Origin of the sequence: Allobosea sp. MMO-172 (genome assembly GCF_037147855.1) — a bacterium.
GTDB lineage: Bacteria > Pseudomonadota > Alphaproteobacteria > Rhizobiales > Beijerinckiaceae > Allobosea.
The window spans coordinates 41533-52832 of record NZ_JBBCUM010000017.1 but is presented as its reverse complement, the minus strand read 5'-3'; the positions used below and the strand labels follow the sequence as shown (position 1 = coordinate 52832).

Genomic DNA, 11300 nt, shown 5'->3' with positions numbered 1-11300 from the left:
GAACCGGCGTCGCCGGTAGGTTGTCAGACGTAGCCGAAGCGGGTCCAGGTGGTTTGCCATCAACGGGGCGATGCTGCCTCACCGACGCTAAGAGCGAATGCCAAAGGCCCCGCCGACTGCGCCGACGGGGTGAAGTTTTGGGAGGAAACGCCCTGGAGGGGCAGACTTGATATTGCGCCGCAGCATGCCGCCCGCAAAGGGTTCCTCGGCTCAAACAACCGCCACCATTGCATCAATATTGGGCCGCGGATCTCCTCGGTTGATAACCGCGCTTCCGCTTCTGACGCAGCAGGTCGAGGAAGAGCCCGACAGCCTCCTCCTCGCGGGTGAAACTGTGGGCCATCGTCTGTCCGCGTGCGCCGATCCGACCCCAGCGGCGCGTCAATCGGACTTCGCCAAAGAGCGTCGGCTCGATGCTCATGGCGTAGAACCTCGCCAAGTTCTTCGCGGTGTCGGTTCGCTCGACGTAGAGCTTATAGGGCTGCGCGATCATCTCGGCAGAATCCCGCGCTGCGGAGTCGGCGTCCAATGAGTTTCCTGAATCGATTAGGGGCGACCGATGCCTTCCCGCGATCCGGATTTGGGCGGGCCGCTCTGACGAGCGGACGGCTCTATGCGCGATAGCGCACCGAACCCGCTACTCGGTTTCGGCCTCCGGTCACGATCCTCCCGCAGCCGATGGCGCGGTCGAGGCAACCGATGATCGCGGGGATTGTAGAACCGCTCACGTCATCCACGGACGCACCAGTCAGGCCGTGGCTCGTTCCACCGGCGCGCCAGTCCCTCCTCGACGAGCATCTCTCCGAGCGATCGGTTGCCGCGCGTGACCGTGCGCAGCTTGCGGCCATATCGATCGGTCTCCCGCCATCCCGATTGCAGGCTGAAGCCGCCAACGTTCAGGAGCTCGAGCAGACGATCGCGCGCGAGCTGACCGACGATCTTCTCGTCTTCGCAATGCGGCGCCGAGATCTCCGGCGCATCGATATCGGCGATCCTGATCTTGTCGCCCTTGAGCCAGAAGGTATCGCCGTCGACGACACAGTTCATCCGGACCGGGCCATTGCAGAGCGTGAATCTCTCCGCATGCATTTCGATCCGTGGCGGTTCAACGATCGGCACGTTCTCGACCGCCACGGTCCGGTTCGGAACGTTCGCCGGCCGTCCGAACCGTTCATCGCTTGCGATCCAGAAGCCGGCAAGCACCACGACCGCCAGCGCCGTCCCGATGAGCGCGATGCGTTCCGCCGTCACGATTTCTTCTCCGGCTGAAACCTGCTCACCCCAACGCATCCCTTCATGTCGTCGCGCCGGAACCAGATCGCGCGGCCGCAGCGGAGCGGCGCGTTGCCGGCGGTGAAGACGATCTGTTCGTCGCCGCGCATGCGCAGGACCTCATGCGGCTGGATCAGCGGGCGTGAGGCGAGCTGCTTCGAGCGCGTGCGCGACGATCCCGACGCTTGCGACGAGCGGCTGATCTGGTCGATCTCGACCGTGGTCATGCCGCAGCGCTTCGAGATGTAGTCGGCGGTCTCCGGATCGTTCACCGCCGAAAACGAGATCCAGCTCGCGCTCTCGAACCATTTGCTCGCCGCGTCCCGGCCGCCATAGGTCTCGCGCATCTGGCCGATCGACTGGAACAGCAGCAGGAGCGTGATGCCGTATTTGCGGCCGGCGTCGCGCGCCGTCTCGAGGATGCGCATGAAGCCGAGGCGCGCCACCTCATCGAGCAGGAAGAGCGCCCGGCCGGACACCTCGCCATTTCGGTTGTAGATCGCGTTCATGAAGGAGCCGATGATGACCCGGGCGAGCCCGGCATGCGTCTCCAGCGTCTTCAGGTCGAGATTGATGAAGACGTCGGTCTCGCCGCTGGCGAGATCGTCGCTGACGAAGGTCGAGCCCGACACGAGCGCGGCATAGTTGGGATAGGACAGCCAGTGCGTTTCCTTGACCGCATTGGCATAGACCCCGCTGAAGGTCTCCGGCGTCATGTTGACGAAGACCGCGACGTTCTCCTTCACGAACTGCGAGTCCGAGCCGTCATAGATCTCCTGCAGGCGCGCCCGCAGCTTCGGCTCCGGCTCGGAGAGATTGGCGCGGACCTGGCGCAGCGTCTGGCTCTCTTCTTCCGTATGCCCGGACAGGCACACATCGGCGATCAGCGCGGTCAGGAGTTGCAGGGCGGAGGCGCGAAAGAAGTCGTCTCGCACGCCGCGCGCACCGCCGCTGTCGCTCATGATCCATGACGCGACCGCGGCAATATCCTCCTCTTTCGTGCCGCCGAAACGCCCGATCCAATCGAGCGCGTTGAAGCCGTTTCCGGGCTCGCGCGGATCAAGCACATGCACCGTGCGCCCGGCCGCGCGCCGATGATCGATCACCATCGGCGCGACCTCGTTGGACGGGTCGAGCACCACGAGCGCGCCGCCCCATTTGAGCGCGGTCGGGATCGTCACTGAGGTCGTCTTGAAACCGCCGGACCCGGCGAAGACGATGCCGTGCGACGAGCCGAACGAGGCATCGAAGCAAAGCAGCGGAATGCGCCCGCCCTGCCCCCAGCTCTCCTGCTCCATCGCACGAAACGGGCCGGCGGCCACGCTGTCCTTGTCGACGCGGTAGCGCTCGCCTACGACGATGCCGCCGGCATCGCAGAAGAGCTTCGCCGCTTCCGGCATCGACATCCACTCGGCGTCGCCATGGAGCGCGCGCCGGCCGCGCACGCGCTTCGGGATCGGCGTGGCGAAAGCCGCGTTGCCCTTGACCACGACGCGCAGCGCGAAGATTGCGGCCATCACCACGAGGCCCACGCCCATCATGATCGCGGGATCGAGTTGCGCCAGCAGCGACCGGCCGGGCGCGGAGGTCGTCGGCAGCGCGGAAAGGCGAGCAGATTCGCGCGTGACCGCGATGACGATCGCCGACGCGCTGCCGGCGATGACGCTCCACGCGGCCGCGCGGATATTCGGGGAACCGGCCGTCGCGAACAGGACAATGACGCCGATGCCTGCCGCTGCGGCGTAAGGCATGGCGGTCCCGGCGCGGATATAAAACAGCCGTTGCGCTTCCGTCTTGCCGAGGACGGCAAGGGTGCCTCCGATGCCGGCCAATCCGACGATCGCACCAAGCATCATCGCCATCGGCACGATCAGCAGCAGGAGCCTATTCGCCGTCACGGCCGAACGCCTCCGCGCCGATGGCAGCAAGCCGCGCCCGCTCGGCTTCGTCGCCCTCTAGCCGCCGGCCGAGCTCGATCAGCGCGCCAAGCAGGACGGCGCGCTTCTCATAACGCAAGCCCGCCTTGGCGATGAGGCCGCCGAGCTCGATCTTCTCGCGCGTGTCCTTCTTGCGGGCGTCGGTCGATGACATCTGGCGCATGCGCTCAAGCCTCGCCACCGCCTGCCGCATCCGCGCTAGCCGAGACCTTCGCGGCGGGCGCGCCGTCGGCGTTGCCGGTCTCGGCTCCTTTCCTTCCGGCCGACTTCCCTGCCCTCCCGCGAAACCGGGCGGCCAGCTCCTCGAACGCGGTCTGAAGATCGGCCTCCTCGATCTCGATCTCGCCAAGTCCCGCTCGCAGCGCGACGCGCCCGATCCTTTCGGCCTCGCGCGTCTCGGCGGCTTTCAACTGCTCCTGCAGGCGAGCGATTTCTTCGCGGATCTTCGAGGATGGTTTCTTCATTTCCGGTTGGATCTCCGTGCTGGTCTGCATGGAGAATTCCGAAAGTCGCCCGGCAGGGCGACTAATGAATTAGCTAGTCGGCAGAGCCGACGCCGCCTGAGATTATCCCGGCCGTTCCGAAGGAGCGGTTCCAAGGGCGCAGTAATACGTCGCTGACGCGACGTCCTGCTTCGCACCTGCCGGCGTCGCCCCACTCCCGCTCCCGACGAACACGCCTGTTTCGCCGTCACCGGGAGCTTCCGCCGCCTTGGCCATCACGCATTTCACGCCCCAGCTCATCTCGCGCGGCTCCGGCCGCAGCGCGGTGCTGTCGGCCGCGTATCGCCATTGCGCGCGGATGGAGCACCAGGCCGAGGGCCGGACCGTCGACTATTCCGGCAAGCGGGGCCTGCGCCATGAGGAGTTCCTGCTGCCCCCGGAAGCGCCGGACTGGGCGAAGGCTATGATCGCCGATCGTTCGGTTGCCGGCGCGGCCGAGGCGTTCTGGAACGTGGTCGAGGCTTTCGAGAAACGGTCCGACGCACAGCTCGCCAAGGAGTTCATCATCGCCTTGCCGGTGGAGCTTAGCGTCGAGCAAAACATCGCGCTCGTGCGCGAGTTCGTCGAAGCCCAGGTCCTCGCCCGCGGACAGGTTGCCGACTGGGTCTTCCACGACGAACCCGGCAATCCGCACGTCCACCTGATGACCACCTTGCGGCCGCTCGCCGAGGATGGATTCGGGCCGAAGAAGGTGCCGGTCCTCGGCGAGGACGGCGCGCCGTTGCGCACCGAAGCCGGCAATATCGTCTATCGCCTGTGGTCGGGTGACAAGGCCGATTTCCTCGAACAGCGCGAGGGCTGGTTGTCCCTCCAGAACAGGCATCTGGCGCTCGCTGGTCTCGATATCCGTGTCGATGGCCGCTCCTACGCCGAGCGCGGCATCGATCTCGTGCCGACCACGCATATCGGCGTCGCGACCAAGGCGATCGACCGGAAAGGGGAAGAGGCGGGCGCGGCGGAAAAGCCCGAACGCATCGCGCTCTTCAAGCAGCGCAAGGCGGAGAACCGCACGCGCATCCTGCGCCGGCCGGAGATCGTGCTCGAGTTGGTCACGCGCGAGATGAGCGTCTTCACTGAGCGCGACATCGCCAAGGTGCTGCATCGCTATATCGACGACGCCGAAACCTTCCTGCAGGTGATGGCGCGCATCATGCAGGACCCGAAAGTTCTGCGTCTCGACCGTGAGCACATCGCGCTTTCGACAGGCACACGGCAGCCAGCCAAGTACACGACGCGCGAGCTCATCACGCTCGAGGCGACAATGGCGCGGCAGGCAATCTGGCTCGCCGGCCGATCCTCGCATGGTGTTGGCGAGGCCGCGCTGAAAACCACATTCGAGCGGCATGCGGGCCTTTCGCAGGAGCAGCGAACGGGAATCGAGCACGTCGCCGGCGCGGCGCGGATCGCGGCCGTCGTCGGCCGCGCCGGCGCCGGCAAGACCACCATGATGAAGGCGGCCCGCGAGGTCTGGGAAACGGCGGGCTACCGCGTTGTCGGCGCGGCGCTGGCGGGCAAGGCGGCTGAAGGTCTGCAGAAGGAAGCCGGCATCGCCTCGCGCACGCTCGCCTTCTGGGAGCTTGCCTGGAGCAAGGGCCGGGACGTGCTCGACGACAAGACCGTGTTCGTGATCGACGAGGCCGGCATGGTGTCATCGCGGCAGATGGCGCTGTTCGTCGATGCGGTCACGAGGGCGGGCGCGAAGCTCATCCTCGTCGGCGATCCCGACCAGCTTCAACCCATCGAAGCGGGCGCCGCCTTCCGCGCCATCGCCGATCGCGTCGGCTATGCCGAGCTGGAGACGATCTATCGCCAACGCGAGCAATGGATGCGCAACGCCTCGCTCGATCTGGCGCGCGGCAGGGTCGCTTCCGCGCTCGACGCCTATGACCAGGCCGGCATGGTGCGGACCGAGTGGACGCGGGCCGAGGCGATCGACGCGCTGATCGACGACTGGAACCGCGATTACGATCAACAGAAGTCGTCGCTGATCCTCGCGCATCGCCGTCGTGACGTGCGCACGCTCAACGAGATGGCCCGCGCGAAACTCGTCGAGCGCGACATTCTCGGCGAGAGCTTCGCCTTCCGCACCGAGGACGGCACGCGCCAGTTTGCAACCGGCGACCGGATCGTGTTCCTGAAGAACGAGGGGAGCCTTGGCGTCAAGAACGGCATGCTGGCCGATGTCGTCGAGGCGGCACCTGGCCGGATCATTGCCGCCATCGGCGAGGGTGCGGACCGTCGCGAAGTGACGGTCGATCAGCACCTCTTTGCCAATGTCGATCATGGCTATGCGACCACCATCCACAAGTCGCAGGGCGCGACAGCCGATAGGGTCAAGGTGCTCGCCTCGACCACGCTCGATCGCCATCTGACCTATGTCGCGATGACGCGCCACCGCGAGGCGGCCGAGCTCTATGTCGGCATGGCGGAGTTCGCCAATCGCCGTGGCGGCGTTCTCGTTGCCCATGGCGAGGCGCCCTTCGAGAACGATCCGAAGAACCGCGACAGCTACTTCGTCACCTTGTCCTTCCGCGAAGGCGAGCAGCACACGATCTGGGGTGTCGACCTCGGCCGCGCGATGGAGAAAGCCGATTCTCAGATCGGCGATCGCATTGGCCTTCACCACAAGGGCGCCGAGCCCGTTCGCCTCCCCAACGACACCACGGCCCAGCGCAATAGCTGGGAGGTCGTTCCGATCCGGGACGTCGCCATGGAGCGGCTGACCGCGCGTCTGTCGCGCGACGGCTCGAAGGAAACCACGCTCGATTACGAGAAATCGTCGGCCTATCGCCAGACGCTGCGCTTCGCCGATGCGCGCGGTCTCCATCTCATGCGTGTCGCCCGCACGCTCGTCTCCGACAAGCTCCGCTGGACCGTTCGGCAGAAAGAGAAGCTCGCCGATCTCGGCGCTCGCCTGCAGGCCCTCGGCGCGCGGCTCGGCCTTGTCTCAGGTTCCAAACCCACGATCCCCGAAACCATCAAGGAGGCAAAGCCGATGGTTGCCGGCACCACCACATTCGCCAAATCGATCGACCAGGTTGTCGAGGACAAGGTCGTCGCCGATCCCGCACTGAAGAAGCAGTGGGAGGAGATCTCGACCCGGTTCCGCCTCGTCTTCGCCGATCCGGAATCCTCCTTCCGCAAGGTTGATGTCGGCGGCATGCTGAAGGAAAGGCAGGCGGCGGAATCGACGCTGTCGAAGCTCTCGCAAGCGCCCGATGGCTTCGGTGCGCTGAATGGCAAGACGGGCCTTCTCGCCAGCCGCACCGACAAGCAGGAGCGCGAGCAGGCGAACCGCAACGCGCCTGCGCTCGCCCGTGATCTCGAACGCTTTCTGCGCCTGCGCGCCGAGGCCGAAAGGCGTTACGAGGCCGAGGAACGCGCGACCCGATTGAAGGTCGCGGTCGATATCCCGGCGCTGTCCCCGGCGGCGAAGAACACGCTCGAACGCATTCGCGATGCCATCGATCGGAACGACCTGCCGGCAGCGCTCGCATTCGCGCTCGAGGACAAGATGGTCGGCGCCGAGCTCGAAGGTTTTGCCCGTGCCGTCTCCGAGCGTTTCGGCGAACGCAGCTTCACCGGCGTCGCGGCGAAGGAGGCGGACGGCAAGGTGTTCAAGACGCTGTCGGACGGCATGGGCCCGGCGCAGAAGCAGGAGTTGAAGGCGGCCTGGCCGGATCTCCGGACCGCGCAGCAACTCGCCGCACAGCAGCGCACGGCGGAGGCCTTGAAGCAGGCCGAGACCATGAGGCAGGCACAGTCGCAAGGGCTGAGGCTGCAATGAGATCAGGGCTGAATCTCAGAGACGGATCGCATGGTCCGAATGGAGCGGCCGGAAGGAGAAGGTGGCGGCAGCGCCGGGGCGCTGGCACGATCCTGGTGGCCGGTAGCTTGATGGTGGCTGTCCTCGCCGGCGGCGCCTGGCTTGGCGATCTGCGCCTCAATGTGACGCCGAGCGAACCGCTTGGGCTGTGGCGGATCGTGCCGCTCGATCGGCCCGTCGTCGAAGGCGATCTCGTCTTCATCTGCCCACCGGCCGGGCCAGTCTCGGTTTTCGGTCTCGAGCGGGGATATTTCCGGAGCGGGCTTTGCGACGGCGGCGCGGCGCCGCTCATCAAGATCGTCGCCGCGACGACAGGTCGCCGCATTCTCGTTGCCGCCGATGTCGTCATCGACGGCGCGCAGCTTCCTCAATCCCGCACCAGCACGGCCGATGGTGAAGGGCGCTCTCTTTCACCCTGGCCGGGGGGCGTCATTCAGCCCGGCCACCTCTTCCTCCACTCTTCTTTCGCAGGTTCCTATGACTCCCGGTATTTCGGGCTGGTCCCGGAGGCCGGTCTTCTCGGACTGGCACGGCCGGTCCTCGTCTTCGATCCCTGACCGCTTCCATGCGCTTGTCCTCGTCGCCGCGGCCGTGGCTGCTGGCGGGATCGGATGGAGCGGCCATGCCCTCACCCTGCCGATGGCGATGGTCTTTCCGGCGCTATGGGCGGCTTCGCGCGATCGCCTCACCGCCGCGGCCGTGGCAGTGGGCTACTTCCTCGCCGCGTCGCGTGGCCTGCCGGCGGGTGTCGCCAGCTACTTCAGCACCTCGGTCTGGGCCGGGGTTCTGTTGTGGTTCTGCGCGTCCCTCGGTTTCATTGCAGTCCACGCGGCGGTCTGGAGTTCCGGCCCGGGGCGAGTGAAGGCGCTCCGCTATCTCACCGCCGCCGTGCTGATGGCCGTGCCGCCCTTCGGCATCGTCGGATGGGCCCATCCGATCACCGCAGCGGGCGTCCTCTTTCCCGGTTGGGGTTGGTGGGGCCTCGCGGCCGCGACCAGTCTCCTCCTCGCCATGACGACGCGCGCCTGGCCGCTCGCGGCGGCCGTCATGGTGGGCTTCTGGATCTGGTCGGCTCTATCGTGGTCGACGCCGCCGACACCCATCGGCTGGCTGGGCATCGACACCGCGCTGAGCTCCGCGCTCGGCGAAGGCAATGTCTTCGACCAGCATCGCGTGCTGGCTGGACGGGCAGCACGGGCTGCCGATGGAGGAGCCAATGTCGTCGTCTTCCCCGAAAGCACCCTTGGTGTCCTGACTCCGACCGTCGCCCGGTATTGGGCCGACAGCCTCGCCGGGCGCCCCGTCACCGTGATCGCCGGCGTGGCCGTCCTCGATGCCGATGGCTACGGCAATGCCATGGTGGCGATCGAACCGTCCGGTGCGAGGATCCCCTATCGCTCCCGCATGCCCGTGCCGGTCTCGATGTGGCAGCCCTGGCGGGCGTGGCTCGGCGCGAGCGGCGGGGCGCAGGCGACCTTCTTCGGCGATCCCGTCGTCGACATTGCCGGCCGGAAGGTCGCGCCGCTCATCTGCTACGAGCAGCTCCTGGTCTGGCCTGTCCTGCAATCGATGCTGGAGCGGCCCGACGCGATCGTCGCCATCGCCAATGGCTGGTGGGCGATCGGCACCTCCATTCCCGACATTCAGATCGCTGCGCTCGAAGCCTGGGCACGGCTGTTTGCCATCCCGCTCGTCACCGCCTTCAACCGCTAACCAGGAACCCCCTCCATGGCCATCGATGCCGATTTAATCCGGACATGCGCCGACCCCTCTCTGAAGCCCGCCATCGTCGAGAAGTTCATCCAGGCGGCGGGCTCGGCCGATCCGCTTGCCGTCGTCGTTCGCAGCGGTGACCGCCTCATCCTCGTGCCGCCGGCAAAGACACCCGACGAGGCGCTTCAGCTCGTCCGCGCCCATGTCGGACGTGCGGTCGTGCGGGTCGGTATCACGCAGTATCCCGCCGGCGTCAGCATCAAGGATCCGTCCGAGGTCTCGCCGGATTTGTTTGACGCCTGCAAGAACATCAAGGTCGGCACGGCCATGTTCGGCAAGGTCTGGCGCATCGTCTGGAAATGGTACGGTCGGCCGAGTTCGGAGGAAGTCATGCGGCAGGTCCTCGACGATGCGCTCGATGCCTGGAAGCGGGGCCAGTTCGAGGGGACCGCCGTCTTCACCGCGCCCGATCCCGGTGGATCGCCGACGGCGGATCAGAAGCAGGTGGTCACCGTGCAGCCGGCCAAGGCCGTCCCGGCCGCGACCCCGCAGGAAACAACCACCGGCGACCCCAACAATTCGAGCATCCGGATCGACCTCTCGGGGATTGGCGGACGAGCGCCTTGACCGGCCGCTGGCGCACCCATTGGGGTGCCGAGCGCTATTCGACGATGACGTCGAGCGTCAGAAGCTCGGTTTCCTTGAAACGCTGATCGGCGAGATTGATCGAAACGTAGAGTTTCAGGCGGGCATGGGTCCGTGACGAGGTTCTCAGCTCCGTCAGGATGATATCGTCATCCTTGTCGCGCAGTTTGTCCTCATCCAGATAGCGAATGGTCGCGTCGAGAATCGTATTGACCTGAAGGATCAAGCCGATCTGCTTGCCGTCGAATGCCGCGACACGATAGTCGTCGAGGCTGACAATCTCCTCGAGCTTTGCCTCCTGGACGCTCCCTTCCGGGAGATCGCCATAGTAAGTGAAGTCGACGAAATCCAAGTCCGTCTCGATGGCGGCGATCACCTGATCGTCAAACCCTGGCGCTGCGAAGAGCTCATCGACGAGTGCCTCGATCTCGGCCTCGTCGCCCGGCGCTGCCGCGGCAGCCGCAAGGATCTCGTCGATCGTCTGCAGGGGAATGAGGACATCGTGGCTTTCGGCCGCCCGGCGTAAGGCTGCGTCCCTGCTGACGACATACATCGTGATCTCGTTGGATTTGCAGTAGCACGCGAGGCTCTCGACCACAAAAGCGTCCGGAAACTCCTTGCTTCCGCTCTCGTCGAATGGCGCCTGCCGCGCGAAATACCGCTCGAAAACGACCCGGGGCGGCATCTCGAGTGCCAGGATCGAATGGCAATTCATTCCGGTCATCACCTTCTCGACGAAGCCGCTCCACGCTTTGTCGGCGAGCGCCGGTCCGTCGATTTCCTTCACAGTGCCATTCTGCTGGCCGGTGATCTGGGCGATCCGATTGAAATCCCGGGCAAGGCGTTTTGCCTCGGCCGCCTTTTCGATCACCATTTCCTTCAACTGTCGGTGAATCTCCGCCAATGTGATGTCGGTGATATGCAGAGCGATGCGCCCAGCAGCGATCTCCTTCGCCAGAAGAGCAAAGGCGGTGTGCGAGACATTGAAGCCGGCGCGGCGGTAGACCTCGGTATCGAAGAAGACGTGCCGCGTCCGCAATGGCTCCGTGTGTTTGCGTGCGGGCTTGGACACCGTGTCTCCGTTCGATTTTGCAATCCTCGAGGCTCCGCCGAGGCAATGCTGTTTCGACGTTGATATGGCGGAATCCGGTTCCTTTGAATAGGAGCCAAGAGCCTCGCCGCCTTCGCGGATCCGTAGGAGAAGCGATTGCGGTAGTTTGGGGCTGCTCTTTGATCTGGTGCGGGGACGCCCATGCCTCTATAAGCGCGCCAGGGCGGTACGCGCTGCCTCGGGGCTTAGAATCCCCTGATGACCGGTTGGTGTCGGCCGTAACGGCACCAAGTCCTCTGACCTACGGCCGGGGGCCTGCGACGTATGTCCAGGCTTCCAGCTAAAGGTCGTAG

Annotated in this window: 10 protein-coding genes; 4 read left to right on the top strand and 6 right to left on the bottom strand. The window is 65.6% G+C overall.

Features of this window, described 5'->3' with window-relative positions:
- Positions 1 to 232: 232 nt before the first annotated feature.
- From WFK61_RS21635 to traC, 5 genes are all read right to left on the bottom strand, one after another.
- A complete protein-coding gene (locus WFK61_RS21635) occupies positions 233 to 493 on the bottom strand; it encodes a WGR domain-containing protein (protein WP_336814189.1) in 261 nt (86 codons plus the stop codon).
- A gap of 236 nt (positions 494 to 729) precedes the next feature.
- Positions 730 to 1203 (bottom strand): thermonuclease family protein, encoded by a 474-nt coding sequence (locus WFK61_RS21630; protein WP_442896351.1) that lies wholly within the window; start codon positions 1201 to 1203, stop codon positions 730 to 732.
- A gap of 44 nt (positions 1204 to 1247) precedes the next feature.
- Positions 1248 to 3170: a Ti-type conjugative transfer system protein TraG gene (gene traG / locus WFK61_RS21625; protein ID WP_336814135.1), complete on the bottom strand. Its 1923-nt coding sequence runs from the start codon at positions 3168 to 3170 to the stop codon at positions 1248 to 1250.
- Positions 3157 to 3402 (bottom strand): type IV conjugative transfer system coupling protein TraD, encoded by a 246-nt coding sequence (gene traD / locus WFK61_RS21620; RefSeq protein ID WP_442896350.1) that lies wholly within the window; start codon positions 3400 to 3402, stop codon positions 3157 to 3159. The genes traG and traD overlap by 14 nt, the downstream gene beginning before the upstream one ends.
- Positions 3377 to 3673 carry a conjugal transfer protein TraC gene (gene traC / locus WFK61_RS21615; RefSeq protein WP_336814187.1) on the bottom strand — a complete coding sequence of 99 codons (297 nt, stop codon included), beginning with the start codon at positions 3671 to 3673 and terminating at the stop codon, positions 3377 to 3379. Before traC ends, traD begins: the two co-directional genes overlap by 26 nt.
- A 247-nt stretch (positions 3674 to 3920) precedes the next feature.
- On the opposite strand from traC, the gene traA reads away from it, so the two are divergent.
- Genes traA through WFK61_RS21595 form a run of 4 tightly spaced genes read left to right on the top strand, consistent with a single transcriptional unit; the run spans position 3921 to position 9878 of the window.
- Positions 3921 to 7499 (top strand): Ti-type conjugative transfer relaxase TraA, encoded by a 3579-nt coding sequence (gene traA, locus WFK61_RS21610; protein ID WP_336814133.1) that lies wholly within the window; start codon positions 3921 to 3923, stop codon positions 7497 to 7499.
- Complete coding sequence (traF, locus tag WFK61_RS21605) at positions 7496 to 8095, top strand: conjugative transfer signal peptidase TraF (RefSeq protein ID WP_442896349.1); 600 nt, start codon at positions 7496 to 7498, stop codon at positions 8093 to 8095. The genes traA and traF overlap by 4 nt, the downstream gene beginning before the upstream one ends.
- The gene (locus tag WFK61_RS21600) at positions 8016 to 9251 is read left to right on the top strand and encodes a conjugal transfer protein TraB (protein ID WP_336814132.1); all 1236 of its coding nucleotides are present in this window, start codon (positions 8016 to 8018) and stop codon (positions 9249 to 9251) included. Before traF ends, WFK61_RS21600 begins: the two co-directional genes overlap by 80 nt.
- A gap of 15 nt (positions 9252 to 9266) precedes the next feature.
- On the top strand, positions 9267 to 9878 hold the full coding sequence (locus tag WFK61_RS21595; protein WP_336814131.1) for a TraH family protein: 612 nt from the start codon (positions 9267 to 9269) through the stop codon (positions 9876 to 9878).
- 34 nt (positions 9879 to 9912) lie between these two features.
- Here WFK61_RS21595 and WFK61_RS21590 read toward each other — a convergent pair whose 3' ends face one another.
- On the bottom strand, positions 9913 to 10968 hold the full coding sequence (locus tag WFK61_RS21590) for a PIN domain-containing protein (protein ID WP_336814130.1): 1056 nt from the start codon (positions 10966 to 10968) through the stop codon (positions 9913 to 9915).
- Between the last annotated feature and the right edge of the window lie 332 nt (positions 10969 to 11300).